This is a genomic window from Kitasatospora sp. NPDC050463, assembly GCF_040655255.1.
Classification (GTDB): Bacteria; Actinomycetota; Actinomycetes; order Streptomycetales; family Streptomycetaceae; genus Kitasatospora.
In genome coordinates, this window is record NZ_JBFAJO010000059.1 from 1 (window position 1) to 25,787 (window position 25,787).

A 25,787-nucleotide genomic window follows, 5' to 3' on the forward strand; every position below is an offset into this window, starting at 1 on the left:
TCCCACCCATCGAGTTCGAACAGCGGCACCACGCCCCGGCTAAACTCTCCCTCGCGGCATGAAACCCCTGTGTCCACACTCCAGGGGACACCTCAGTCCCGCCGGCGGCAGCACCGTCGGCGCCACGGACCGGCCGCCACGCTCGATGCGGCCTCGCCGGGGGCCGCCTGCGGCGCCGTGGTCGGAGTCGGCGTTCAGGAAGGTGCGATGTCGTGTTCCGCAGGGACGACAACGACCGGGAGGCGGGCGTGGTGGACGATCTCGGTACTGGTCGAGCCGAGGGTGAGGCGTCCCCAGGCACCCGATCCGCGGGAGCCGACCACGAGCAGGCAGGCGTCCTTGCTCGCTTCGAGGAGGACCTGAGCCGGAGTGCCGGGTGGGGGTGTACTCCTACGCGCAGACGGCCCGCAGGCCGGTACCGCGCAACTGGGCCTAACGGAGGGCGAAGGTCACAGCCTGCCGGGCTGGGGCCGAACCGTCCGTACCGACCACGATCGGGCCGACCGGCTCGGGAACGGGAGGATCGGTCATCGGTGGTGATCGCGGACGAGTTTGCGCTGCTGCTCGACCTGCAGGACGTCTACTGGAGCGAGGAGGGCCGGACGCGCCCGGGGCAGCTCCACGGGTACGACAGGTCGTTCTAACAATGCGGGCAGTCCTCGGCGTTCCGGGTCGGATCGGCCCCGGCATCCCGGCAGTCCAGCGCCTCTGCGGTCGCAGGGTACCTGGCGCGGAGCCGGTCCCGAAGAGACTGGGCCGGCTCGCCGGCCGCCGATTCCTCGTCGATCCCCGCCCCCGGGCGGGCGACCACGACACCGGGGGCACGCAGCTGCGTCACCTCCGCTTCCAGCTCGGCGACACGGGCCTTGAGTCGCTGCACGTCCCGGACCGCGTCCAGGTATCCCTCCTTGTGACGCTTGGCGACGTACGTGAGGGTGTCCACCCGGTCCGCGAAGGCGTCGCGCTCGGCGGCGATCGGCTGCACGACCTGGCCGGGGATGACTGTCGTTCTCGCTGGACCACGGAGCGACCCGGTCCACGCCCGTGCAGGGGCCCCCGGACGCGCTGAACGCGCCGGACGTCACCGACACGGCTGGCGCTGGCGTGGGGCAGCGCGGTCGCGCCCACGGCCTCGAAGGACGACATCTGGGCCGCGACCGTGGGGGTGACACTGCCGTACAGGCCAGGGCTCTGAACCGGCCTCCGCCGGCCTCGACGGTGGGACGTGGCGGGACGAGGCGCCCCGCGTGGCTCCCTACAGCAGCCCGAGCAGACCTTGGCCGGGCTGCCCTGCCGTGCGCCGGATGGCAACGGCGGCCGCGTCGTCCCCGAGGCGCCCGCCGGCGTGGGCCAGCAGATCGCGGCGGATGTGGCTGACCAGTGCCTCCGGTGTGCAGCCGTTCCAGCGGGCGACGCGTTCGGCAAGAGGGTAGAACACGCCGGACCGGTCACGGGCCTCGATCACGCCGTCGGTGTACAGCAGGAGGGTGTCCCCGACCTCGAAGGGGACCGTGTCATCCGGGTAGTCGTCCGCCACCAGGGTGCCGAGACCAAGCGGCGGTGCGGCCGCGCCGTCGAGGCAGACAACGCGATCGTGGCGCAGGAGCAGCGGTGGCGGGTGTCCGCAGTTGGTCAGGCGCGCCACCGGGGCGTCGTCGGGGATGTCGAGGAACAGGGCCGTGACGAAGTGCTCGGCTGTCTCGCTGTCCGTCTGGGCGAAGTCGAGCAGGTACCGGCTGACGTTGCGGTCCAGCGTGGAGGCGAGATCGGGCAGCGTGGCGTGCTGTGCGGCGATGAGGCGAAAGGCACTGAGCAACAGGGCGGATTCTCCGACGGCGGCCAGGCCCTTCCCGCGGACGTCTCCAATGATCATCCGCGCCCCGTCGCCACTGCGGGTCGCGGTGTACAGGTCGGCACCGATCTGTGCCTCGTACTCCGCAGCCAGGTACATGGTGGCGATCTGCAGGGAGCCGATCCGTTCGGGAATCGGGCGCAGCAGAGCGCGCTGGGCGGCTTCGGCCACCGACTGGGCGCGGGCGAGCTGCCGGTTGCGGCGTTCACGGACCACCGTGAAGAGCACGATCATCATCGACAGCGTGGCAAGCGCGGCGAGCTGTGCCAGGTGGTCGCCGTTGGTCAGGCCGCCGCGAAGGAGGGCGATGAGGAGGCCGGCGGCGACGGTGAGCGCTCCGACGGCTGCGGTGCCCCGGGGCCCGGCAAAGGAGGGGGTCAACGCGGGGGCGATCACGAGCAGCGGGCCGAGACGGGTCGAGGCGGGCGACTGGAGAATCGCCACGGTGAGCACCACGACGAGGGCGATCGTTACCAGCACCAGGGCCGGGGTGCGCCCCCGGGCTGCTCGCCGGCCGAGCGCCGTTCGATGTCCATGTCCTCAACTCTGCGCCGCGCACATGGGCGATGCATCCGGCACGCGCGGAGTTCGTGGCCGTCCGCCCGTACGGCGGAGCGCAAGCCACCCACCCCTCCGAATCCGGTTCAGTCTCCCGGCCCCCGTCCGTCATCGGCGAGCAGAGTCGGTGGCGTCGGGGAGCCGGTGGCATCGGGCGCCCGATGAAGCTCACGCACCTGCCCTTGACCCGGCCTCGCTCCTGGTCGGGCCACCGAGCAAACCACTGGCGACGGCCCCCGCTCGACTACGCTGCATGGTTGGAACGTTGGACAGCGATCAGGTCGCGGTGCCAGGCGTACAAGGCCTTGGGCCTGCGAACCTGTGTCTCGAAGTCGACGTGCAGCAGGCCGAAGCGCTGGTGGTGCCCCGGGCCCGTCAGAAGACGCCTCCGTTGCCGAGGTGGTTGTGCGCCTCGCCGGACTCGCGGTCCTCGCAGGTGGTACGCGACGAACTCGGCGAACCGGTCAGGCTGCGGCGATGGTTCAGCTCCGTTTCGGAACCCCGCACTGCCGGGACATCCGCCGCCGCTCCACCTCGCCGCCCTCTTCATCCGTGTACCGATTTTCATCCGGACAGCGAGACGACCCGACGGAACAAGGCCTGCGTGGTGTTAGAAATGGGAGCATGGTCGAACAAGCGGATCGATCACGGAAAGTATTCAGGAAGGCACTGAGCACGAGAAATCGCCGGAGCGTTGCCACACAGGTATTCGCCCTGGAACTCGTGGTCGTGGTACTGCTCGTCCTCGGGGCGATCCTCGCGCAGGTCCTCGAGTCGCGGAGGAGCAGCGATTCCGAGGCGAAGAACCGGTCTGTGGCCGTCGCGGAAACCTTCGCGCATTCACCGGGCCTACTCGCCGCACTGAAGTCGCCCAATCCGACGGCAATTCTCCAGCCGATCACGGAGGCGACGCGCGCGCAGGCCGGCGTCGACTTCATCGTCGTCATGAACGACCAGGGCATCCGGTACACGCACCCGCTGCCGGACCGGATCGGCAAGCAGTTCGTCGGCACCATCGGCCCCTCCCTGGCCGGCCAGATCTACACCGAGAGCGTGCACGGTCCGCTCGGCCACGAGGTCCAAGCGGTCGCGCCGGTCACCGCTCCGGACGGATCGGTCGCGGGCCTGGTGTCGGCGGGGCTCAAGGTCAAGAACGTCACCGCCGCCCACAACCGGCAGCTGCCGCTCATCCTCGGCACCGGCGCCGCCGCCGTCGCGGTGGCCACGACCGGCACCGCTCTGATCGCCCGGCGGTTGAAGCGCCAGACGCACGGTATGGATCCGGGCGAACTGGCCCGCATCTACGAGCACCACAACGCCGTCCTGCACGCGGTGCGCGAGGGCGTGGTCATCGTCGGGCAGGACGGGCGGCTGCTCCTGGCGAACGACGAGGCTCGCGAGCTGCTGGGCCTGCCGGCCGAGGCCGAGGGGCGGCACCTGGGCGATCTCGAGGGACTCGACCCCGACGCGGCAAAGCTGCTGCTGTCGGGCAGGGTGGTCACGGACGAGCTGCACCGAGTCGACGACCGGCTCATCGCAGTGAACCAGCGGCCGACCGACCCCCGCAGCCGCGCCATGGGAACGGTCGCGACGATCCGCGACTCCACGGAGCTTCTCGCGCTGTCCGGCAAGGCTGAGGTGGCCGGCCGCAGGCTGGCCCTGCTCTACGAGGCCGGCGTCGGCATCGGCACGACCCTCGACGTCGAGCACACTGCCGAGGAGTTGGCTCGTGTCGCGGTGCCCGGCTTCGCGGACTTCGTCACCGTGGACCTCGCCGACCCCGTGCTGCAGGGCGACGAGCCCACCGGTGGCGCCGTCAACCTGCGCCGGACCGCCGTCCACGGCATCCGCGACGACCACCCGTTCTACCCGCGCGGCCGGCTGACCGCCTTCATCCCGTCCTCCCCGATGGCCCGCGGCTTCGACAGCGGCCGCTCGCAGGTCGTCCCCGATCTGGAGGTCGCGCGCGGCTGGCAGGCCCAGGACCCGGAGCGGACCGGGCGCATCCTGGACTACGGCGTGCACACGCTGATCACCACCCCGCTGAAGGCCCGCGGCATCATCCTGGGCGTCGTCAACTTCTGGCGGTCGCAGAAGCCCGAACCCTTCGACGACGAGGACCGGTCGCTGGCCGAGGAGCTGGTCGCTCGGGCCGCCGTCAACATCGACAACGCCCGCCGGTACACCCGCGAGCACGCCATGGCCGTGACCCTGCAGCGCAGCCTGCTGCCGCGTGCCCTGCCGGACCACAGCGCGCTCGAGGTCGCACACCGCTACCTGCCCGCGCAGTCCGGAGTAAGCGGCGACTGGTTCGACGTGATCCCGCTGCCCGGCAGCCGAGTCGCCCTGGTGGTGGGCGACGTGGTCGGCCACGGGCTGCACGCCGCCGCCACCATGGGCCGGCTGCGCACCGCCGTGCACAACTTCTCCGCCCTCGACGTCGCACCGAACGAGCTGCTCGGCTACCTCGACGAGCTGGTCAACCGTATCGACCAGGAGGAGACCGACAGCGGCACCGGCACTGGCGTCACCGGAGCCACCTGCCTGTACGCGATCTACGACCCGACCTCCCGCCTCTGCACCATCGCGACCGCCGGCCACCCGCCGCCCGCACTGGTCGGGCCCGACGGCAGCGTCGAGTTCCCCGAACTGCCGACCGGACCGCCGCTGGGAGCGAGCGGGATGCCGTACGAGACGGCCCAGGTGCAGCTGGCCGAGGGCACCCAGATCGTGCTCTACACCGACGGGCTGATCGAGGAGCGTACCCGGGGCTTCGACGTAGGCATGGAGCTGCTACGCGCGGCGCTCCTGCAGCGCCACCGGCAGCCCGAGGAGAGCTGCCAGGCCGTGCTCGACGCCCTGCTGCCGGCCCATCCGCAGGATGACGTGGCACTGCTGATCGCGAAGACCAAGGTGCTCGCCCCGGAGCAGGTCGTCGAGCGCGACGTGCCGTCCGACCCGGCCGCCGTCGCCGACATCCGTGCGTGGAGCGCCGCGACGCTGGACGAGTGGGGCCTGAGCGAGCTGGCCTTCGCCACCGAACTGGCCCTCAGCGAGCTGGTCACCAACGCCATCCGGTACGGCTCGGAGCCGGTACGGGTACGGCTGCTACGCGACCGCAGCCTGATCATCGAGGTGTCGGACGGCAGCAACACCTCGCCGCACCTGACGTACGCGGCGACCACGGACGAGGGCGGCCGCGGCCTGTTCCTGGTTGCCCAGCTCACCGAGCGCTGGGGCACCCGGTACACCCCCCTCGGCAAGATCATCTGGGCGGAGCAGCCCTTCCCCGCATCCGTCCGGGCCCTGGCCGATCAGCGTCGGGAAGAGCCCGCGGCCGTCCCGCGGCCATCGTCCTGACCGGCGCCGACGGCTCGCCCCGCGGAGAACGTCTTCGGCGACCTGATCGACGCCACCAGGGCGTATCCGGCCGGCGGCTCCCCCGGTGCGGCCGACAAGCCCGGTGGGCCCGGGCCCGGATGGCGCCGGGCCGCGCGTCGAACACGGACGCCACGTTCCGGGTTCCGCAGCACTTGGGTGACGGCAGGCGGTCGGTCCCTGGGACGGCCGCCGAGACCGTCCGAGAACGCCTGGTCGGGCCACCGGCTGAACCACTGGCGAAGACCACCCCGCCCGTCGAATACCCTGCCATCGCTCCCGAGAGCAGTGCGCAGCCATGGGAGCGCGCGTGACTTCGTTCCCGACCAGCCGGACGCGGACAAGCTGTACGCCTGGGCGTTCAGTCGCGCCGGCAGCAACGGACCTTCGGGGCCGCACGTGACCGCGCTCCCTTCCGCCACCACCGACTTCTGCGCGCGATACGGCACCGACAGGCCCGTCGACATGAGCACGATCCGGGTCGTGGCCCGCGCATACATGCAACCCGAAACCCTCAGCCGCCCCGCCCTCTCGTCGCTGCTCCTGGACCGTCTGCTCATCTTCGGGATGACGCAATGAAATGACAGGCGGCGGTCCGGAGCCGATACGGGTGGCCCCGGACCTCTTCCCCTGTGAACGGTCAGCGAATTCCCCCACTTCTCAGGCTTCGTGGTCACGGAATTGGCCAGGGTCGCGGTCACGAGTCCCCGAGGGGAACCTGACCGCGACGGAAGCCTCGAATACCCCAGATGTCGCGGTGAGCGTGGTATCCAAGGAGAGGAGCGGCATGGCGGGCGGTATCAGCGACACCTTCCGGCAGGTCGGCATCGCGGTCGGCATCGCCGTCTGGGTGCGATCTTCGTCGGCCGGGGATCCCACAAGGTCCGCGAGCTGGCATCAGGCACACCGATCGCCGAGGGATCCCACCCGCGCGAACCGATCGAGGCCACCTCGCGAGGAACGGGAGGTCGAGCGAGACCGCGGGATGGTCGACCAGCTTGGCTCCCACGCCGGTGGCAACGACTCGTCGGCCAGCAAAGCCGGCAAGGACAGACCGCCTTGGCAGCGGAGGCGACTGCGGCACCCCGATGCTGAACGCAAGGCAGCCCGTCCACACGCAATCGGCTGGCGATTGAACCACTGGTGATGGGCTGCGGACTTATCGAACACCCTGTCTTCTGCTCAGTCTCCGGGGCGCGGATGCTGCGGACCGCGCCATCGAGAGGCCCTCTCGGCCGTCGCCAACGGGCACACGTCCGGCAGCCGACAGAGGCCTACTACCGTGAGTGGTAGTTCGGCCGCACTGCCCGCACCATCGACGGTGCCGGCGGTCTCCTGGATGCAGTTGGAGACCGCCGGCGCCTCAGACCGTCTCGGCCTGGCGCTCCACGTCCTCGATGCCGTTCGGGCTGCCGGCGCGGACCCAGCAGATGTACAGGCCACCGCCGATCAGCAGGGTGGCGACCAGGGACAGCACCGGCCAGCCGCGCATCAGGTTCACCACGAGGGTGAAGGCGACGGCCGCCGCGGCGAGGGCGTTGACGGCGGCGACGAGGGGCTTGCGTTCACCGCGCGCGAAGCGGGTCATGGCGAGCAGTCCGACCAGGAAACTGACGAAGACCGAAACGGCGTAGAACAGCACCAGTTCCTGCTCCCGGCCGGCCGCAGCGACGATGATCACGGCGGCTGCGGCCAGGTAGACCACGACGGACCAGTACGGGGTGTGGTGCTTGTTGGTCCGGCCGAGTACGGCGGGCAGGACGCCGGGGTCCTTCGCCGTTCCGGCCAGGGCCTTGAGAAGGCCGGGGCCCGCCTGGAAGGAGGAGCTGGCGGCGGCGAGCAGGAGCAGGGAGCTGGTGAGCTGGAAGGCGCCGTAGAGCCAGCCGGGGCCGGCGGCGGCGTGGGCGATGTCGGCGATCTGGGTGGAGTCGGCGCCGGGCAGGCCGATGTGGAGCTCCACGGCGAGGGCGGTGAGCGCGAGGGTGAGGCCGCCGACGATGACCAGCAGCAGGGCGAGGGTGCCGCGGCCGAAGCGGCGGCGGTGGTCGTCGTCGAGCTGGCCGAGCTGGGCGATCGCGGTGGACGGCGCCTCCACCCCGGTGGCCAGGGCCATGGCGACGGGGAAGGCGAGCACGACGGCGAGTGCGGCCGAGCGGCCCGGGTCGGTGTGGGCCGGGGCGGTGCCGACGGCGTGCGGGGAGGTGAAGCCGAGGACGACGACGGCGACGGCGACCACGACGAAGACGACGGTCATCCCGGCGAACAGGAGCCTGCCGCCGTGCCCGAACCAGGTGAGTGCGGCCACGACGACCAGGAGCACCAGTGCCAGCGGTATGCGGACCGGGGCCAGACCGGGGGCGAGCGCGATCACCGCGCTCGTGGCGGCGGAGATGGAGATGCCGATGGTGAGGACGAAGTCGACGACGAGGGCGCCGATCGGCAGGAACGTCCACCGGGGCCCGAAGGCGCGCCCGGCCGCCGCTGCGGCGCCGCCTCCCTTGGGGAAGCGGCGCACCAGCTGCCAGTAGTTGGCGGTGACGACCACGACCAGGCCGACCACCAGGCCCATGGTCGGCAGCAGCAGCGCGAGGTCGCCGTGCAGGGCGTGCAGGGCTGCCTCGATCGCGTAGGCGACCGAGGAGACCGGATCCGCGATCACGGCGAAGGCGAAGGCGAAGAAGAGAACCGAGCGCCGGGGCCCGCGGCCGGACGGAGCCGACGGGGCGGGTGTGGCGGTAGCGGGAGACATCACGGGAGCGGGCCTTTCACCGAAGGACGTCGTCGATCACTGTGCCGACCAGGCTTCCCGGCTCACCGAGCGGAAACGATACGTCAAGAACGCGACAGGAAGGCGTCAAGAACGCGTTAAGGACTTCGCCCTCCACCGAGGCCCCACGTGGGCGCAGCGAACGTGACTCACGGTGAACGGCACGGCTGGACGACGCTGCACACCAGCGGCGATCTCGACCTGCCGGCGGTCGATGCCGCGCGCGAGCGCCAGCTCCGGCTCATCCGGCAGGGCTGTCGCCCCCTGTTGTTCGACCTCATCGGCCTGCGCTCCAGTGACGCCGGTGTGTTCGCCGACCACCGGCCACGCGCCGTAGCGATCGCCCGACGCGATTCGGACCCCACTCCCGCCCTCACGGCACCGACACCGCAACAGAGCGGATGACCTCAGCTCGCAGCTCCCGGGGCAGCCGCAAACCGGCCGGGCCGGGCATCCCACGAGCGGTGCCGCGCGTCCTGACCGACCGCCGCGCCCGCGAGCCATGTGAATGACGGTTCGTCAACGATTTCCGACCGGTAGCCGGCCCGTGAATACGGCCGGGCAGACTGGCGCGATGTCCACCCATTCCCTCCAGCAGTCCGCCGAGACCGAGCCGGCCACGGGCCGGCCCGCAACGGTGCCCACGCAGGCCGGCCCGGCAGGCGACGCTCCGACCGGACACATGGTCGTCTTCGGCGACGACGCCCTCGCGCACCGGCTCGCGGTCGAACTCGCGACGCTCTACGGCCAGCGGGTGACCGTCGTTCTGCCGTCCCTGCGTCGCGGACACGGTCCGCACATCGCCGCCCTGGCCGCCGACGAAGGGGTGAGCGTCACGGCCGTCGAGGCCGAGCAACCCGATGAAGCGACGCTGCGGGCCGTCGGCGTCGGTGAGGCCGCAGCGCTCGCGCTGACGTCGGACGACGACCAGGCCAACATCCAGGCGGGCCTGCGCGCCCGGCGGATCAACCCAGGGCTGCGGCTCGTGCTGCGCGTCTACAACCGCCGCCTCGGCGGCCGGATCGAGCAGTTGCTGGACCGTGCGGCCGCCACCCACCACCCGGGGCTGTCGCCGGCGGCCCTGCAGGCGTCCACCACCGTGCTGTCGGCGTCCGCGACCGCCGCCCCCGCGCTCGTGGCGGCCGCCGTGGCCGGACGCGGCCATGTGGTGCACGTCGACGGGCGGCTACTGCGCCTGTCCGTCGTGTCGCCCGCCGCGCCCGCGCGCGGGCAGGAAGTTGCGACCCTCGCCGTCACGCCCGGTGGTGCCCACCCGGAGCCCGAGGGCGCCCTCCTGCCGGACCCCGAGTCGGTGGCGCAGGAGTCCGAGCGGGTGGTACTTGAATTGCTCGGACGGACACAGCCGCCGGCTCGGACGCGTCGGCTTCCCGGCCTGTCGGCTCTGCCGTTCTCCACGCTGTTCTCGCCGCGCCTGCGGTGGGCGCTGACCGGGCTGGCCGCGCTGGTGATCGTGTTCGCGGCGCTGACGTGGGCGCTCACCGGGCAGTCCCCCACCCGAGCCGCGTGGCTGACCACACTGGACGTGCTCGGGATCGCCGATCCGGCCGACGAGGCGGGGCCGGGCCGAAAGGTGCTGCAGATCCTGACCTCCGTCAGTGGCATGCTGCTGATGCCCCTGCTGATCGCCCTCGCGCTGGAGGCGCTCGGGGCGTTCCGTACCGTTTCCGCGCTGCGCCGGCCGCCACGCGGACTGTCCGGGCACATCGTGCTGGTGGGGCTCGGACGGGTAGGCAGCCGAGTGCTGGAGCGGCTGTGGGAGTTGGAGGTGCCCGTGGTCTGCGTCGAGGCCGAGCCGACCGCCCTGGGTATCGCCCGGGCCCGCTCCTACGGCGTGCCCGTGGTCCTCGGGGACGCGACCCAAGAGGGCGTCCTGGAAGCCGCCAAGGTGCACCGGGCGTCTGCCCTGATGACGCTCACCAGCGACGACGGCACCAATCTCGAAGCAGCCCTGTACGGACGAGAGTGCAACCCCGAACTGCGTGTGGTGCTGCGGCTGTTCGACGACGACTTCGCCGGCGACATCTACCAGGCGCTTCGGGACTCCTACCCTCGCGCCGCCACTCGGAGTCGGAGCGTCTCCTTCCTCGCCGCGCCCTCGTTCGCCTCGGCGATGATGGGCCGCCAAGTGATCGGCGCCCTCGCCGTCGGCCGCCAGGTCGTGCTGGTCGCCGCCGTCCAGGTATCAGGAAACCCGTACCTGTCCGGCCGCACGGTGGCCGAGGCTCAGCGCCCCGGCCACTGGCGCGTCCTCGCCGTCGACCTCGTCGACCCGCCCGAACGCACTCCCGACCTCGCCAACCCCTACCTCGCCACGCCCGAACTCCTCTGGACACCGGTGGAGACACGGATGCTCGTCGACGGTGACCTGGTCGTGGTCGCGGCGACCCGCGAGGGGCTCGGGCTGCTCCTACGTCCGGACACCACGACGCCCTGAGCCGCCGGCCGGGACGTCACCAACCGAGCACGTCCACCTGGCGGACCTGCACCGACGGCCCGCCGACGGCCTCCGCGAATCTGTGCAGGGCGTCGATCACTCCGGCCCGCTGGTGTGCGGGCATCGAGGCGACGATGTGGGCAATCTCCTCGCGCCATCGGTCGGCCGCGTCGGCGACTGTCCGGGCCCCGGCCCCGGTCAACGCGGTCCGCACCTCCCGACGGTCCTCACTGCTGCCTTCCCTGGCCACCACGCCGACGGCGACCAGCCTCTCGATCATCCGCAATGCGGTGGACTGATCACCGCGAGGTACCCGGCCAGCCAGGACATGCTCATCGGGCCGCCACGCCGCACGGCCGTCCGGATCGAGCGGGGGTGGAGACTTAAGCCGACTACCTCCCCAGTTCCTCCCGGGACGAGAGACCGCCCGGTGCTGCGATCCTCGGTCGCCCCGGGGGCGACCGCCACGTGCTTCCGGATGACGTGCCCGTTGTCCAAGATGGTGTTGCGATCCTCGGTCGCCCCCGGGGGCGACCGCCACGATGAGGTCGGACACGGGAGACTCCTCGGGCATGAGTTGCGATCCTCGGTCGCCCCGGGGGGCGACCGCCACCGTCGGGGCCGGTGGTGAGCGTGAAGTGGACGGTGGGGTTGCGATCCTCGGTCGCCCCGGGGGCGACCGCCACGACGGACCTCGGAGGTGTCGTGGGTGTTGGTGAGCATGTTGCGATCCTCGGTCGCCCCGGGGGGCGACCGCCACCCGGGACCTTGATCTCGCCGTCGTCGGGGTCGATGTAGTTGCGATCCTCGGTCGCCCCGGGGGCGACCGCCACGGTACGTGACCAGGCCAGGGCCGCAGTCATGTATCGCCTGCTTGAGTGCCACCAGCCGACAGATCGGCCCAATTCGGACATCAGGCTTCGGTGCGGTTCGCGTGGCATGCGTGTACTTCAGGTTCCGAAGGAGGGCGATGTCACAACACCAAGTCTTCGCGGTGAGGCTGGACGTGGGCAACTCCAAGGGTTTGTACGTCGTTGAAGCCGTCGTGGGGGCCGAAGGTGTCGATGAGCTGGGGAAGGGTGGCGAGCATGGTGTGAAGGCTGGCCGTGATGTCGCTGCCCATGTAGCCGGTGGTCGCATCCGCGTTCTCCTTGTGGAGACACTTCTGCTCGGCCCAGCGGGCGGCTTTCCAGTGGGCTCGGGCGGTGCGCAGGTCGGCTCCGCAGGCCCGGGCATAGGCCTCGACGATCCGTAGCGAGGGCACCGTGCCCGCTGGCGGCTCGGGAGAGCATGGAGGAGGAGAACTCGGTCTTGGCGGCCATTGCCGTGTACGTGAGACCGAGGCCCTGGCGCTGGGCACGCAGCCACAGCGCCAGGGTCTCGAGTTCCTTCGTGTCCGCGGCAACGGCGCTCTCACGCCGTCCCACGGCCGATCAGATGGTGTCGATGGAGGCCGGATGAGGGCCGCGCAGTCCCTTGACGGTCCGGCAGGCCAGGTAGACGAGAGCGCCGGTGAACTCCAGGACTCCGTACATCGGCAGCCCGATGGCGGCCAGGGCGCCGGCGAGGAGCACGATGACGACGATGAGGACGGCCTCGGGCCCGGTCAGGGTACGGGACGAGCAGTCCGGGACAGGCGAGGAAAGACGACTGGTCGAGCGCATCACGGCTCCCTTTGATCGGTATCAGTCGCGTCCGCGGACGGACGCGACTGACGCGGGCTGCACCAAGTAAGGTCCGACAGGGGCTTGCAGACCCCTTGGGCGTCGAACCGGTGTGATCCTCTCACCAGTGACACAGCGATCACAATCCGTATCGCACGTAGCTCGGCGATTGATTCAGATGCCGCCAGGGAATTGCCCCGAAAAGGTGTCCGAGAGACCACGATCAAAGTTCACTCCTCTGCGTAAGCCCAGATCAGGCCGGGTAAACGCCGGGAGTTCATTCACTTTCGGCCCGGTGGCATTGCCGACCCGCACCTTAAAGTGTCACCCTCGTTGCAGCGCTAATTCCGGCCACCGAGCCGGGCTCCCCTGGCGTAGTGGCTGCACCACGAAACAGGGATCGGGCACCACCGCGTTGCAGCGCGGCGCCCACGAGGGTGGCGCACCCCTACAGGGTGCGACCACTCTCCGCTCATCTCGCCGGGCAACCTGCCTGCCTTCCCTCCCGCAGGACCCCAGCCCTCCACGCCGGCTGACCTTCCCAGCCTCCCGCCCCACCACACTGAGCGAGCCAGCCCCGTCGGCAGCCACGACTCCGCTACACGCGCGCGCCCGGACCGCCGTCCCGACACCGTCATCCGCGCCCGCCGACCGGTCAACTGTCCGTGTCCGTCTCCTAGGCCGGACCGCCGCCTCCGGTTCCGTCGGGCTGACGAAGCAGGTCGCGTCAGGCAGCCACGGTTCCGCGGTGCGCGGCCGGGCGGCGGAACCTCGCCCCGACACCGTCACCCGCGCCCGCGCCCGCCGACCGGTCAACTGCCCGCGCCCCTAGCGCTCACCTCCAGCCGCGGCCGCTTGCCCGGCCTCGGCCCGGGAATCGTCAGGACGGTGCCGGTGCGGGGCAGGTGGGCCACGAGGCGGTCGAGCGCGCGGGGTGCCGGGCTGGTGGGAGCGGTGGCCAGGGCTCAGGCGGGCTTGCCGAGATACGGGGGCGGAGGTTGGGGGCGGGCCCGGGCAGCGGGTGGACCCAATCCTCGTCGCGCACAGACCCTGACGGGACGGCAGGAAGGGGCTTCAAGGGGATCTGGGGCGTTGCTACGGTGAGTACCCAAGGCGTTTCGGGGGTGGCCGGTGAGCGGTTTTCATGTCAAGCCGTCGGACATGCTGGTGGCTTCGGGTGGTTTCTCCGATCTGCAGGCCTGGGCGGGGCAGATCTACCAGGGACTGGTCGGCTCGCTGGACGCGGTGGCCGGCATGGCCGGGGACGACGACGCGGGTAAGAAGTTCGCGGCGAAGTACGATCCGGCCGCCCAGAAGCTGGTCGATGCGATGGCCCAGGTCGTGGCCCAGCTCGGCGGTACCGCGAACGGCCTCTACACGATGGCGGTCAACTACGTCAGGACCGACGCCGACATCGCGGCCAAGCTGATGTCCCCGCAGAAACTGCCCGCTTCCTCCACCAACCCGCAATGCGACCAGGAGCCGGTCAGGGCGAGGATCCAGTCAGCCGCGGGCCACTCCGGCAGCGGCGTCGTGCACGACATCCTCGCCAAGTTCTGGCCGCAGGCAGACCCCACCAGACTGCGCCAGGCCGCCAAGGGCTGGAAGCGCCTGGCCGAGCTGATCAGCAGGCTCGGCACGGAGGGCGACAAGCGGGTCCAGAAGGTCACCGCCTCCAGCACGTCCGGCGCCGTCGACTCCTTCGCCGCGAACTGGGCGAAGGTGCACGACGGCTGCGCGACGTCGGGACCGCTGCTGAACAGCATCACCAACGCCGCCTACAAGCTCGGCACGGCTTGCGAGGCCTACGCGCAGGCGGTCGAGGACCTGCGCGACACCCTGGAGGACCTCGCGATCGCCGCCGGGGTCGTCGCGGGTGCCGGGATCGCCCTGACGGTCTTCACGCTCGGCATCTCGGATGCCGCGGCCGCCGGCGGGGAGGCCGCTCTGGTTGCCGAGGCGGGCACGGCGGCCGTCGCCATGACGGCCGCGATCGAAGGCAGTGCCGAACTCGCGGTCCTGGCCGAGGCCGCGGCGATTGTCGAGGCCGCCGAGGCCGCCCTCATCCCGGTCGGCGCCGCCGCGACCGCAGCCGCCATGGCCGGTACCGCGGTCGTCCTGGCAGGCGCCACCGATGCGATGGCCGCGGCCAAGCCGCCCGTGGTCAACACCGTCACACCGGGACTGCCACCGCTGCCGCCCGAGCCGAACAGCGCCTACAAGGACCTGACTCCGGCCCAGCAGGCACAGGTGACGGCTTGGATGGCCGAGGCCGAGGCCGCAACCGACCCGAGGCGGTCGTGGACCGCGAACGACCCCCTGAACGCCTCAAAGGCCGAGGAAGCGGAACGGCGGAGGTACCAGATCCGGGTCGCCGGCAGTACCGAGTACAGCCTCTACACCACACTCGACAAGCCCGACGGCAGCCAGTTCACCATGAACGCCGACGGCATCCGCCCCCAGGACGGCGCGGCCGTGGACAGCAAGTACATCGGGCAGAAGCCTGGCTGCAAGTCGCCCCTGCGGCTGGAGAACGTCGACAACGTCTTCCCGATCGCCTACGAGAACGTCCTCGCCGCCCAGACGTGGGAAGCCAGCCGGTACGCCTCCGCCTTCCAGGACCCCCGCAACGAACCGATCAACCACCTCGAAGTGATCACCAACGACGAGAAGGCCGCCGCCTACTTCGATGCGATCATGGCAGCCGAGAGCGTTCCCGGCCGCACCCGCATCGAGAAGTAACCCCAACTCGGCCGGACCACCCGGAAGGAAGAATCCCGTGAGCGGCAAGTACCTCGTCATGCCGGACCAGGAACAGGGCGGCTCCTGGGACTTCACCCCCGACCAGCTCGACCGGGCCCTGCAGCAGCACTGGCCCCACGCCCGCCTCAGCGGGCCCGACCCCCGCTTCACCACCTACGAGCTCTCCCTCCCCTTCCGCGACGACAGTCGCGAGCTCACCTACTTCGCCGACCGCGCCTTCTTCTCCTTCGCCGACCAGGACCCCCTCGACTTCCCCTTCCGCGTCGTCTTCACCCTGCTCCTCCAGCTCGCCCCCACCCAGCCGGTGCTCTGGACCGACGACTTCACCGGCGACATCGGCCACGCCGACCTCTCCGCCGGCATCCACCAACTCCTCCGCCCCTTCCAGACCTGACGTCCGCGGTTCACCCACCACACCGGGCTACGCCAGCGCGGCGACCGCCGCATCCGTCGGCAACCACCCGCCGGCGGCGCTCACCTCCACCCCGGCGACTGCACCGGCCCCGTCCGCCAGCTCCGCACTCCGCGAACGCGCCGCCGAACCCCGCCCCGACACCGTCACCCGCGCCCGCGCCCGGCGACCGGCGACCGGCGACCGGCGACCGGCCAGCAGCCATGCCCCTCCCCCAGACCGGACCACCGCCAAGAGCTCACCTCCAGGCACAGCTGCGCGTCGGAGCAACCCAAAGGCCGCGGCGGTGTGGTTCACCGTGCTGGTCTACCTCAACCCCCAACGACAACCTGGGCGCCCGGTTCATCGTCCCCGACGGTCCCCAGCACCCCGGCTTCTGAGCAGCACGAAGGCCGCCACCCCGCAGGCGGGGTGGCGGCCTTCGGCTTGTCGCCCCGCGCGGAGAGGTCTGCTTGGACAGGCGGTTGGAGTGGGCGTCGAAGGTGTACTGGCGGGTGACGCAGCCGGTGGTGACCGTGCTCTGCTCGGCCTTCACCAGCCGGCCGAGCCGGTCGTACTGGTAGGTGCGGGTGGCGGTGGAGCTGGTGTCCTTGGCCACCTGGCCCTGGGTGGAGATATCGGCGCTCTGCGCCCAGATCACCTTGTTGTCGGAGGTGCGGCCAGTGGCCTCGCCGACCGCGTTGACGGTGTCCTTGCGGACTATGCCGCCGGGGTATGTCTGCTCGACGAGCTGGCCGTCAGGGCCGTACTTGGCAGTGAACTCACCGGCCACGCTGTCGGTGACCGAGGTGACCAGTCCGCGCGGCTCCTTCGCCCGGCGGTTGCGCAGGGTTGCTGCCGCCGTGCCGACCGCCGCCGAACCCTGGCCGCCCGTCCGTCGTCCTGCCCCGCCGTCCTGGCTCGGTGGTGTTCGGTTTGGTGTCGCGGCTCCGGTGGGTGACCCGGCGTCGGGGCCCGGAACCCCGCGCACCGGGCACCCACGCCCCCGGACAGCCGGCCGTTCGCGCAGGTCGGCAGGGCCGGCGCAGTATGTGAGGTCGGTGGCGCCGCGCCGAGGGCGAGCGTTGACTCCGCGGGGCGGCTTTGACAGTCTCCTCACGGAGCGTCAGCACTGCGTCACCCAGGCCTGCATCCAGTGCCAGGCCCGCAGTCCGCGCGCCCGAGGAGGGCCGATGCCCGAGTTGCTGCATCCGGGCGTGTACGTGCTCGAAGCCCCCTCGGCGGTCAAGCCGATCGAGGGCGTCAGCACGTCGACGGCCGGCTTCGTCGGGGTCGCGGACAAGGGGCCCGTCCCGGGGTTCGCGATGCCCTTCGGTGAACCGCCGCGGCCGCCGCTCGTTACCAGCTTCGCCGCGTTCACCCGCCTGTTCGGCGGCTTCCGCACCGATAGCTACCTCGCCTACGCCGTTCAGGCTTTCTTCGACAACGGGGGCCGGCGCGCCTACATCGTCCGCGTCGTGACCGACGGCGAACCCGCCGAGGGCTACGGCTCCGACACGGGCAACGCCCGGCTGGCCGGCGTCGGGCTGCTCGACCGCGAGGAGCGGACCAGCCCGACCCTCGCCGTGGTCGCCCGCTCGCCAGGGGCTTGGGCGAACACGGTGGCGCTGGCCGTCACCGAGAGCACCACGGACCCGCAGAACCTCTTCCGGCTCACCGTGTACGACGCAGGCCTTCCGGTCGAGTCCTTCGACGGGCTCGGCATGGACCCGGCCAGCGAACGCTTCGTCGACACCACGGTCAACGGCGCCTCGCAGTACGTGTACGTGAAGTCTGTCGTCCCGGACGGGGTCTCCTTCGCGGACGCCCGGCCGGCCGCCACCGCGACGTCGAACCTCCTTACCTTCACCGACGAGGACGGCGCCGCCCTCTTCACCGCGTCGGCGCACGTCTCGCTCGGCCAACCGCTCAGCGTGCGCACCGTCGGCTCGGCCACGGACGACCCCCCGACCTTCTCCCTCCAAGTGCTCCGGGACGACCGGGTCGTGGAGAGCCACGACAACCTCAGCATGGATCCGGCTCTCGGCAACTTCGTCGAGCGCAAGGTGAACGCGGCCTCCCGGCACCTGGTGGTCCGCGCCGCCGATCCCGCGGTGGCCGGTCCCGGCTCCCGCCCGGCCGACACGACCGCCGCCTTCACCCAACCGGCCTTCCCCGCGGGCATCGCCTTCCCCGGCGGCGCCGTGTCGGCCGGGGCGGGCTCGGACGGCCGGGTGCCCGCGCCGGGCGACAGCCACTTCGTCGGGCGGGCCGACCGCGGGTCGGGTCTGCACGCCTTCGACGGCGTGACCGACGTAAACATCATCGCCGTCCCGGGCTCGGGCAACGACCTCACTGTCAGCGCGGGCATGGCGTACTGCCGCAACCGCCCGCTCCAGGACGCGTTCTTCGTCGCCGACGTGGGCGTGATCACCCCGGTGGACGCGCGGGTGCCCGGGGCCCGGCCCGACGTCGGGGACCGGACCGAGGCCCGCGACTTCGTCCGCGCGCTGTCCACGCCGAGCGACTTCGGCGCCGCGTACTACCCCTGGCTCCGGGTGTCCGACCCGATCGGCAAGGGCCGCAACCCCACCATCGCGGTGCCGCCCTCGGGCGCCGTCGCCGGGCTGTACGCCCGGATCGACAACAGTCGCGGCGTGTTCAAGGCGCCGGCCGGCACCGAGGCGGGCCTGACCGGGGCACTCGGACTCTGCGACGACCTCCAGGACGCCGACCAGGACGTCCTCAATCCGGTGGGTCTCAACGCGCTGCGCCGCTTCCCCGGGTACGGCATCGTGGCCTGGGGCGCCCGCACGTCGGCCACGGACGCCGCCTGGCGCTACATCCCGGTCCGGCGGACCGCCATCTTCCTACGGGCCAGTATCCACCGGGGCATCCAGTGGGCGGTGTTCGAGCCGAACGACGAGCCGCTCTGGTCCCAACTGCGGCTCAACGTCCGGGCGTTCATGCTCACGCAGTTCCGGGCCGGCGCCTTCCAGGGAGCCACGCCGGCCGAGGCGTTCTTCGTCGCCTGCGACGCCACGACCACCACGCAGCAGGACATCGACAACGGGGTGGTCAACCTCCACGTCGGGTTCGCCCCGCTGAAGCCCGCCGAGTTCGTCGTGTTCACCCTCAGCCAGAAGGTCGACCAGTCGGCGGTGTGACCGTCGGCCGAGACAGGAGAGGCCGGATCCCATGCGCATGAGTGCGAGCACCAACCGGTTCGACCCGTACCGCAACTTCCGGTTCAAGATCAAATGGGACGGGCTCTACGTGGCCGGTCTGTCGAAGATGACCGGCCTCAAACGCTCCACCGAGATGACCGAGTGGCGCGAGGCCGGCGAGAACATCGTCGCCCGCAAGCTCCCCGGCAAGACGAAGTACGAGGCGGTGACCCTGGAAGCGGGCATCACCTACGACACGGCCTTCGAGGACTGGGCCAACCTGGTCAACGACTTCGCCAGCCACAGCCGGATGGACCTCGGCGACTTCCGCAAGAACGTCACCGTCGACGTGTTCAACGAGGCCGGCGTCAAGGCCCTCTCCTACAACCTCTACCGGGCCTGGGTCGCCGACTACCAGGCCGTGCCGGACCTCGACGCCTCGGCCAACGCGGTCGCGATCACCACCGTCAAGCTGGAGTTCGAGTGGTTCGAGCGCGACGTCGCGGTGACGGAGGCCGCCGACCGCGGGCCGGCCCGGATCGGCTGACCCGGTCGCGCCCGTGCTCCCCGTCTCCGCCGGTGTGCCAGCGACAGTCCCCGGCCCGGCCGACCGGACGGGACTCCCGGCCCACCACACCCACCAGCCGGTGGCCCTGCCTGCCGGCCTCCCCCTGGCCGGCAGGGAGCTCGTCACCACCGCCTGGGTACGACCGCTCAACGGCGACGACGAGGAGTGGCTCGCGGCCCAGCCGCCGACCCGTTCCGGTGCCTCCGTCGTCAGCGAACTGCTCGCGCGCGCTGTCGTCCGGCTCGGCCCGTGGGCGCCCCCACCGCCCGAGCGGTTGCGCGACCTGCCGATCGCCGACCGGGACCTCCTCCTGCTCGCCGTGCGAACCTCGACCTACGGCCACCGCTTCGACGTGGTGCTCTCCTGCACCGCCTGCGAGCAGCCCATGGACGTCTCCTTCACCGCCGCCGACATCCCCGTCCAGCCCCGCCAGACCCCGGGCGCTCCCCTGCTCAGCGACCTCCCGGACGGCCGAGGCGGCGTGCTGGAGGTCGCCCTGCGCCCGCCGAACGGGCGGGACCAGGAGGCCGTGGCGGTCGCCGCCGCGGGCGGCGATGCCACCCCGCCGGTCGACCTGCTGCTCCAGCGCTGCCTGGTCGGCGTCGGCGGCGGGCCCGGCGGGGCGGACGGGTGGGAGCGGCTGCCCGTCCCTACCCGCGGAGCGCTGGCCGCCGCCGTGGACGAGGCGAGCGCCAAGGTCGAACTGGCGATGGACCTCAGCTGCCCCGAGTGCGGGGTCGACTTCGAGGCCGATCTCGACCTCGCGGGCTACGTACTCGGGGAGTTCCTCGCCCCCACCGGCACGGTCCTGTACGAGCTGCACCTGCTCGCGACCGCCTACCACTGGAGCGAACACGCCATCATGAGCATGCCGAGCCCGCGCCGGCGGGCCCTCGCCGGCCTCGTCGCGCAGGACCTGCGGTCCCAGGGGCGCGGGTGAGCGGCTACCTGGAGCGGTCGGCGGCGGCGGGCTCGCGCCCCTGGCGATCCGCTCCGACGATGCGTCAGAGCGCGGCGGTCCGCATCGCCCGGAGCGGTCCGCCCGGGGCCCTGCCGCCGTACGGGGACGACTTGGCCGAGGCCGACGGGGCCGTGGGAGACGGGACCACGGGCCGCGGGCGGACCCCGTTCGGAGCCGAGCCGGACCCGGATGCGGGCCATCCCGCAGGGCCGCGCCGCTCGGACCGGGCCCGGCGGCGCGGAGCGGACGGTGGGGCCGCCCGCCGCGACCGGCCCGATCCCGGAGAGGTGCACCAATCCGGTCCGGCCGACCACGGCCGGGCCCTCGGTGGCGCCGCGGAGGCGGCACCGTCGCCTCGGGAGACCGGCGGGCGCGCGGCACTCCCCGACGGCGCCGACGGCCGGTCGCGCGACCTGGCGATCGAGCCGCTCGAGGGCTTCGAGGGTTCCGACGGCGTCGACCGCTTCGCCGACCCCGGCGGACGGGGGCCTCGCGCCGGGCGACAGGCTCCTCGTCCGGCAGGGGCCGTGCCCGGCTGTCCGGTCCTGCCACCGGCCCCCTCCGGTGGCCCGGACGCCCTCCCGCCCCACCGCGCCCGCCCGGCGGGGCCGGTGGAGCCCGCGCCCGACGGCCCGGACCGGCCCGCTCGCCTGACCTCCGCCGTGCCACCCGCTCCGGACCGCCCACTCCGGTCCGGCCCAGCCGTCGCGCCGGTGCGTCCGCCGCTCGTACCGGGCGGGGACACCGCCGCGCCGGCACCGCCCGAACCACCCGCTCCGGCCGCGTCGAGGAGTGCGTACGCACTGTCCGCGGACACCGGAGAACGGCCGACCACCACCGCCCGGCCGATCCGCCGCACCGTCGCGACGCACGGCGCGGGGCCCGTCGGGAGGGCGGCCGCGGAGCCCCGCGAGCCGGGCGCCACCGGACACTTCAAGGCGCCCGAAGTACGGCGCCGGGGCGAGGAGCCGCCGACCGGCACGACCGACCGCGGGGAGCAGCCCGGGCAGCGGTCCGCCAACGCCGTACTGGCCCCCGGCGGGGACCGCCCGGGTGACCCCGGCGCCACGCAGGCCCGGCCCGGCCCGCCGCGTCCGCCGGTCACCGTCAGCATCGGCCGGGTGGAGGTCACGGTCGTCCAGCGGCCGGCGGCACCGGCACCAGTCCAGGCGGGCCCGGACCGCCACCGGGGCCCGACCCCGCGGACCGGTCTCGCGCTGTCACCGTTCGACCGCACCCGGCTGGGCCGCTGACATGAGCGCCCAGGCCATCTTCGCCGCCACCAGAGCCCTGCGCGGATTCCTCAGGTCCGCTCTGTCCAACGGCCGTTCGGTGACCCTGCTGCCGCCCGGGGAGGACCCGCCGGTCAACGGCAGCGGTGTCAACGTCTACCTGTACCAGGTGAGTGAGAGCCCCTACCTGCGCAACACCTCCTTCCCGGGGGACCGCACCGGGGCCCCGCCGCGGGAACAGCCCGTCCTCTCGCTCGAACTCTCCTACCTGATCACGCCGTTCGGCCCCACCCCCGGCGCGGACGATGCATCCGACGAAGCCCACGGCGCACTCGGCGAGGCGATGCTCGCCCTCCACGACACGCCCGTCCTCAACCACGTGCACCACAGCGGGTTCGACGCCGACACCGACCTGCCCTCCGTCCTGCGTGACTCCTTCGAGGAGCTGCGGGTCCGCCCGCACCCGCTGTCCGTCGAGGACCTCTCGCGGATCTGGAGCACGATCGGCAAGCCGTACCGGCTCTCGGCCGCCTACCAGGTCTCGCTCGTGCAGCTGCGCGGCGCGGAGCCGGCCGTCGCGGTGGCTCCGGTCGCCCGTGCCCGGGCCGTGGTCGGCACGCACGGCGCGCCCCGGGTGGCCGCCCTCGTGCCCGCGCGCGGCGCGGCGGCCGCCCTCAGCGGTGGTGCCGTCGTCCCCGGCCGCGTCCGGCTCCAGGGCGAGCGCCTCGCTGCACCCGGCCTCACCCCGGCCGTCACGGTCGCCGGGCAGGCCGCCCGCCTGGTCGGACCGGCGTCCGCCGAGGCGCTCACCGTGGAACTTCCCCGCACCCTGCCCACCGGACCACGGGCCGAGGTCCGGGTGCTCCTCGGCAACCGGCCGAGCAGCGAGTCTCCGGCCTTCCGCATCGACCCCTGGGCCGCCGCTGTCACCCCCGTCCGTACGGCGTTCGGGGCCTCGGCGACCTCCGTCGTCGTCACCGGGAGCGGTCTGGCCGGCGCCGTCGAACTGGTCGCCACCGACGCGGCCGACACGGTGCGCTGGAGCGTACCGGTCGACCCGGCTCGCACCGACGACACGACGGCGGCCGCCGACCTGCCCGCCGGGCAGCCGGCCGGGCCCGAGCCCGGCGCGGTGCCGAACGGGCGCTACGACCTGCGGGTCCGACTCGCCGACGGGGCCCTGACCAACCCGCGGACGGTCCTCGTGGTCCCGCTGCTCAGGCCGGTGACCGGAGCTGCGGACGGATCCGGGTACGACGCCGCACAGCGAACCCTGACACTGCGCGGCGCCCGGCTGAACGGGCTCGACGTCCGGCTGCGGGTCGACGGCGTGGACCACCAGCTGGGCGTCCAGCCCGAACCGATGTCCTTCACGCACCGGTTCGCCCGGCCGCTCCCGCCCGGCGGCCACACCATCGACCTGCTGGTCGACGGGTTCCGCTCCGACGCGATCGAGGTCTCCGCGTGACCGGCCCGCGGGAGGACGGTGGCACGGGGCCGCACCTCGGGCCGGACGGCGCGGGACCGGACCGCGGCTTCGCCGACCACTGGGAGCACCTGCGGGCCGAGTTCACGCTGCTCGACCACGCCCTGCAGGAGGTCGCCCGGCGACGCCGGGCGCCACTCCCCGGCGAGGAGCGGGCCGACGGCCACTCCGATGCGAGCGGGCAGGTGGGCGCGCTCGCCGAGCTGCGCGCCCTGGCCGACGAGCGCGTGGCGGCGACACCGGCGCAGGTCCGGCTTCCCCTCGCCCGACTGGCCAGGGCCGCCGCGCTCACCCCCTGGGAGGTGACGCTGGTCGTCCTCTGCCTCGGCGTCGAACTCGACCCGCGCTACGGCCGGTTGTGCGGGTTGCTCCAGGGGGACGGCACGCGCGGCCGCCCCGGCACCCTGCTCGCCCTCGACCTGCTGGGCGGCGGCGTCGCCGAGCGGGCCGCCGGCCGCGCCGCGCTGCGGCCCGCAGGCCCGCTGGTCGGCGCGGGGGTGCTCCGTCTGCTCCCCGATCCGCACGGCGGCCCCGGGCAGTCGCTCGCGCTCACCGACCACGTGCTGGACCTGCTGCTCGGACGCCCGGCGGAACAGCATCCGTGGCTACGGACGGCGGTGCCCGGCCCCGTACCCGGCGATGCCGAGGAGCCCGGTGCGCTGGACCCCGCCCTGGGAGCCCTGGCCCGCGCCGCCGCCGGCCTGGTCCGCACCGGCGCTTGGGGGCCCGGCCCGGCCGACGACCGCCTGGTCGCCTGCCTGCACGGCGCGCCCGACTCCGAACTCCGCGACGCCGCACGCCGGATCGCGGCGCGGCTGGGCATCGGCTTGGTCGTACTCGATCTCGGCGCCATCGACTGGGTGCTCCGTCCGCCGGCCGACGCCGTCCGCGAGGCCGTCCTCGTCGCACGGACGGAGCCGGCAGTGCTGCTCGTCCTGCTCCCCGATCCGGGACCGGCGGTCGCGGCGGGCCAGCCAGCGGCGGCCGAGCCGTCCACCGCCGACCTTGACGCGACGGTCCGCGAGCTGGCGGCCGTCCTGGACTTCACCGGGCGGCTCACCCTGGTTGCGGCTCCCCACCCGCTCGCGCCGCCCGGCGGAACCGTGACACCGTGGGTCAACGTCGCCGTGGCCCGGGCCCGCCCGGGTGACCTGGCCCGGCGCTGGCACGCCGAACTCGCCGCCGCCGGGATCACCGTGGACACCACCGATGCCTCGTCGCTCGCCTCGCGGTTCCGGGTGGGTTCCGCCGACATCGCCCGGGTGGTCGCGAGTGCCGCGGCGTCCGCCCGTCTGCTCGCCCGCCCAGCCGCTCTGGCGGACGTCGAGGGGGCCGCCCGGGACGGCTCGGGTTCGACGCCCGGCTCCGCCGTCCGTCGGGTCCGGTCCACACTCACCTGGGACGACCTCGTCCTGCCGGCGGACCAGCAGGGACAGCTCGGGGAGCTGGCCGATGCCGTCCGCAGCCGGAGCCGGGTGCTGTCGGACTGGGGTTTCGGGGACCGCAATCCGCGCGGCCGGGGGATCGCGGCCCTCTTCAGCGGCCCGCCCGGGACGGGCAAGACCCTGGCTGCCGAGATCATCGCCGCGCAGCTCGGCCTCGACCTGCTCGCCGTCGACCTCTCCGCCGCCGTCAGCAAGTACATCGGCGAGACGGAGAAGAACCTCAGCCGGGTGTTCGCCACCGCCGCCGAGACCGACGGCCTGCTGTTCTTCGACGAGGCGGACGCGCTGTTCGGCAAGCGCAGCGAGGTGAAGGACGCCCACGACCGCTACGCGAACATCGAGATCAGCTACCTGCTGAGCCGGATCGAGGCGCACGACGGCGTGGTCGTGCTCGCCACCAACCTGGAACGCCACCTGGACGAGGCGTTCCTGCGGCGGCTCGCGTTCTCGGTGAAGTTCCCGTTCCCGGGGGCCGCCGAGCGGCAGCGGATCTGGCAGGTGCAGATCCCGCCCGGCGCGCCGCTCGAACCGGTCGTCGACTGGGAGCTGTTGGCCTCCTTCCCGATCGCCGGCGGCAGCATCCGCGGGGCCGTCCTGCACGCGGCGTACCGGTCAGCGGCCGCCTCCCGCCCGATCGGCACGGTCGGCCTGCTGGCCGGGCTGCGGCGCGAGCTGGAGAAGCTGGGCCGGGTCGCCGGGCCCGGCGACTTCGGCCCGTACTGGCCCGAGGTCGCCCGTGTCGCCGCCGAGGGCTGCCGGGCCGGCGCCCGGTGAGCGGTCTGGACCTGCGCATCGACCGCCTCGTCCTCGACGTCGACGTGCCGCCCGAACACCGGCACCGGATCGAGGGGATCACCCGCCGCGCCCTCGCGCTCTTCGAGATGCTCGCCCCGGCGGAGCTGGTCCGGCTGGGCGCGCACGGCGGCGGTTCGCGGCTCGACACGCTCTCCGCGGGCGAGGTGACCGTCGACCTCGCCCGCGACGGTGACGAGGAGGTCGCCGGCCGGATCGCCCGGGCCTGGCTCCACACGCTGCGCCTCGCCCTCGGCTGACGGCGGCGCGACCCGCCGCGGGGCGCCACCGGGCCGGCCGGGACCGCT

Annotated in this window: 21 protein-coding genes, 1 pseudogene and 1 CRISPR repeat array; of the genes and pseudogenes, 13 read left to right on the top strand and 9 right to left on the bottom strand. The window is 72.6% G+C overall.

The window, feature by feature from the left end; translation table 11 throughout:
* Nucleotides 1–194 precede the first annotated feature (194 nt).
* From AB0J08_RS29980 to AB0J08_RS29995, 4 genes and pseudogenes are all read right to left on the bottom strand, one after another.
* Complete coding sequence (locus tag AB0J08_RS29980) at nt 195–323, bottom strand: universal stress protein (protein WP_360640986.1); 129 nt, start codon at nt 321–323, stop codon at nt 195–197.
* 317 nt (nt 324–640) lie between these two features.
* Nucleotides 641–985: a hypothetical protein gene (locus AB0J08_RS29985; RefSeq protein ID WP_360640987.1), complete on the bottom strand. Its 345-nt coding sequence runs from the start codon at nt 983–985 to the stop codon at nt 641–643.
* Nucleotides 986–1,255: 270 nt separating this feature from the next.
* The gene (locus AB0J08_RS29990; RefSeq protein WP_360640988.1) at nt 1,256–2,332 is read right to left on the bottom strand and encodes a PP2C family protein-serine/threonine phosphatase; all 1,077 of its coding nucleotides are present in this window, start codon (nt 2,330–2,332) and stop codon (nt 1,256–1,258) included.
* Nucleotides 2,333–2,654: 322 nt separating this feature from the next.
* Nucleotides 2,655–2,777 (bottom strand): annotated as a pseudogene (locus tag AB0J08_RS29995) (family 1 glycosylhydrolase); the annotation flags it as partial.
* A 257-nt stretch (nt 2,778–3,034) separates the two neighbouring features.
* Here AB0J08_RS29995 and AB0J08_RS30000 point away from each other — a divergent pair.
* Complete coding sequence (locus AB0J08_RS30000; RefSeq protein WP_360640989.1) at nt 3,035–5,770, top strand: SpoIIE family protein phosphatase; 2,736 nt, start codon at nt 3,035–3,037, stop codon at nt 5,768–5,770.
* A gap of 306 nt (nt 5,771–6,076) precedes the next feature.
* A complete protein-coding gene (locus AB0J08_RS30005; RefSeq protein ID WP_360640990.1) occupies nt 6,077–6,367 on the top strand; it encodes a hypothetical protein in 291 nt (96 codons plus the stop codon).
* A 784-nt stretch (nt 6,368–7,151) separates the two neighbouring features.
* Here the strand turns inward: AB0J08_RS30005 and AB0J08_RS30010 are convergent.
* Entirely contained in the window at nt 7,152–8,537 is a 1,386-nt protein-coding gene (locus tag AB0J08_RS30010) for an amino acid permease (RefSeq protein WP_360640991.1), read from the bottom strand.
* 147 nt (nt 8,538–8,684) lie between these two features.
* Here AB0J08_RS30010 and AB0J08_RS30015 point away from each other — a divergent pair, with 147 nt between their 5' ends.
* Entirely contained in the window at nt 8,685–8,960 is a 276-nt protein-coding gene (locus AB0J08_RS30015) for a hypothetical protein (RefSeq protein WP_360640992.1), read from the top strand.
* Between the two features lie 169 nt (nt 8,961–9,129).
* On the top strand, nt 9,130–11,010 hold the full coding sequence (locus tag AB0J08_RS30020; protein ID WP_360640993.1) for an NAD-binding protein: 1,881 nt from the start codon (nt 9,130–9,132) through the stop codon (nt 11,008–11,010).
* 16 nt (nt 11,011–11,026) lie between these two features.
* Here the strand turns inward: AB0J08_RS30020 and AB0J08_RS30025 are convergent, their stop codons facing one another.
* From AB0J08_RS30025 to AB0J08_RS30035, 3 genes are all read right to left on the bottom strand, one after another.
* Complete coding sequence (locus AB0J08_RS30025) at nt 11,027–11,290, bottom strand: MarR family winged helix-turn-helix transcriptional regulator (RefSeq protein WP_360640994.1); 264 nt, start codon at nt 11,288–11,290, stop codon at nt 11,027–11,029.
* A gap of 152 nt (nt 11,291–11,442) precedes the next feature.
* Nucleotides 11,443–11,843: a CRISPR direct-repeat array (repeat unit 26 nt; unit sequence GTTGCGATCCTCGGTCGCCCCGGGGG).
* 140 nt (nt 11,844–11,983) lie between these two features.
* Nucleotides 11,984–12,274, bottom strand: coding sequence for a hypothetical protein (locus tag AB0J08_RS30030; RefSeq protein WP_360640995.1), 291 nt, complete (start codon nt 12,272–12,274; stop codon nt 11,984–11,986).
* A 169-nt stretch (nt 12,275–12,443) separates the two neighbouring features.
* The gene (locus AB0J08_RS30035) at nt 12,444–12,674 is read right to left on the bottom strand and encodes a hypothetical protein (protein ID WP_360640996.1); all 231 of its coding nucleotides are present in this window, start codon (nt 12,672–12,674) and stop codon (nt 12,444–12,446) included.
* Nucleotides 12,675–13,805: 1,131 nt separating this feature from the next.
* On the opposite strand from AB0J08_RS30035, the gene AB0J08_RS30040 reads away from it, so the two are divergent.
* Both AB0J08_RS30040 and AB0J08_RS30045 read left to right on the top strand, forming a co-directional pair.
* Nucleotides 13,806–15,416, top strand: a complete 1,611-nt coding sequence (locus tag AB0J08_RS30040) for a restriction endonuclease fold toxin-2 domain-containing protein (RefSeq protein ID WP_360640997.1) — start codon at nt 13,806–13,808, stop codon at nt 15,414–15,416.
* Nucleotides 15,417–15,453: 37 nt separating this feature from the next.
* The gene (locus tag AB0J08_RS30045; RefSeq protein WP_360640998.1) at nt 15,454–15,831 is read left to right on the top strand and encodes a hypothetical protein; all 378 of its coding nucleotides are present in this window, start codon (nt 15,454–15,456) and stop codon (nt 15,829–15,831) included.
* A 256-nt stretch (nt 15,832–16,087) separates the two neighbouring features.
* Here the strand turns inward: AB0J08_RS30045 and AB0J08_RS30050 are convergent, their stop codons facing one another.
* Entirely contained in the window at nt 16,088–16,621 is a 534-nt protein-coding gene (locus AB0J08_RS30050; RefSeq protein WP_360640999.1) for a hypothetical protein, read from the bottom strand.
* 400 nt (nt 16,622–17,021) lie between these two features.
* Here AB0J08_RS30050 and AB0J08_RS30055 point away from each other — a divergent pair, with 400 nt between their 5' ends.
* The 7 genes from AB0J08_RS30055 (at nt 17,022) to AB0J08_RS30085 (ending at nt 25,739) form a co-directional block, all read left to right on the top strand.
* Nucleotides 17,022–18,995 (top strand): phage tail sheath C-terminal domain-containing protein, encoded by a 1,974-nt coding sequence (locus tag AB0J08_RS30055; protein WP_360641000.1) that lies wholly within the window; start codon nt 17,022–17,024, stop codon nt 18,993–18,995.
* A 37-nt stretch (nt 18,996–19,032) separates the two neighbouring features.
* Entirely contained in the window at nt 19,033–19,542 is a 510-nt protein-coding gene (locus tag AB0J08_RS30060) for a phage tail protein (protein WP_360641001.1), read from the top strand.
* Between the two features lie 100 nt (nt 19,543–19,642).
* A complete protein-coding gene (locus AB0J08_RS30065; RefSeq protein ID WP_360641002.1) occupies nt 19,643–20,503 on the top strand; it encodes a hypothetical protein in 861 nt (286 codons plus the stop codon).
* A gap of 734 nt (nt 20,504–21,237) precedes the next feature.
* Nucleotides 21,238–21,777 (top strand): hypothetical protein, encoded by a 540-nt coding sequence (locus tag AB0J08_RS30070; RefSeq protein ID WP_360641003.1) that lies wholly within the window; start codon nt 21,238–21,240, stop codon nt 21,775–21,777.
* Nucleotide 21,778: 1 nt separating this feature from the next.
* Nucleotides 21,779–23,224, top strand: a complete 1,446-nt coding sequence (locus AB0J08_RS30075; RefSeq protein WP_360641004.1) for a DUF4255 domain-containing protein — start codon at nt 21,779–21,781, stop codon at nt 23,222–23,224.
* Complete coding sequence (locus AB0J08_RS30080) at nt 23,221–25,461, top strand: ATP-binding protein (protein ID WP_360641005.1); 2,241 nt, start codon at nt 23,221–23,223, stop codon at nt 25,459–25,461. The genes AB0J08_RS30075 and AB0J08_RS30080 overlap by 4 nt, the downstream gene beginning before the upstream one ends.
* Nucleotides 25,458–25,739: a hypothetical protein gene (locus tag AB0J08_RS30085; protein ID WP_360641006.1), complete on the top strand. Its 282-nt coding sequence runs from the start codon at nt 25,458–25,460 to the stop codon at nt 25,737–25,739. The genes AB0J08_RS30080 and AB0J08_RS30085 overlap by 4 nt, the downstream gene beginning before the upstream one ends.
* Nucleotides 25,740–25,787: the final 48 nt, after the last annotated feature.

Excerpts from the sequence above, each read along its gene's own strand:
- AB0J08_RS30000 (WP_360640989.1), top strand. The coding sequence starts at position 3,035 with ATGGTCGAACAAGCGGATCGATCACGGAAAGTATTCAGGAAGGCACTG.
- AB0J08_RS30010 (WP_360640991.1), bottom strand. The coding sequence starts at position 8,537 with ATGTCTCCCGCTACCGCCACACCCGCCCCGTCGGCTCCGTCCGGCCGC.
- AB0J08_RS30020 (WP_360640993.1), top strand. The coding sequence starts at position 9,130 with ATGTCCACCCATTCCCTCCAGCAGTCCGCCGAGACCGAGCCGGCCACG.
- AB0J08_RS30025 (WP_360640994.1), bottom strand. The coding sequence starts at position 11,290 with ATGATCGAGAGGCTGGTCGCCGTCGGCGTGGTGGCCAGGGAAGGCAGC.
- AB0J08_RS30035 (WP_360640996.1), bottom strand. The coding sequence starts at position 12,674 with ATGCGCTCGACCAGTCGTCTTTCCTCGCCTGTCCCGGACTGCTCGTCC.
- AB0J08_RS30055 (WP_360641000.1), top strand. The coding sequence starts at position 17,022 with ATGCCCGAGTTGCTGCATCCGGGCGTGTACGTGCTCGAAGCCCCCTCG.
- AB0J08_RS30060 (WP_360641001.1), top strand. The coding sequence starts at position 19,033 with ATGAGTGCGAGCACCAACCGGTTCGACCCGTACCGCAACTTCCGGTTC.
- AB0J08_RS30075 (WP_360641004.1), top strand. The coding sequence starts at position 21,779 with ATGAGCGCCCAGGCCATCTTCGCCGCCACCAGAGCCCTGCGCGGATTC.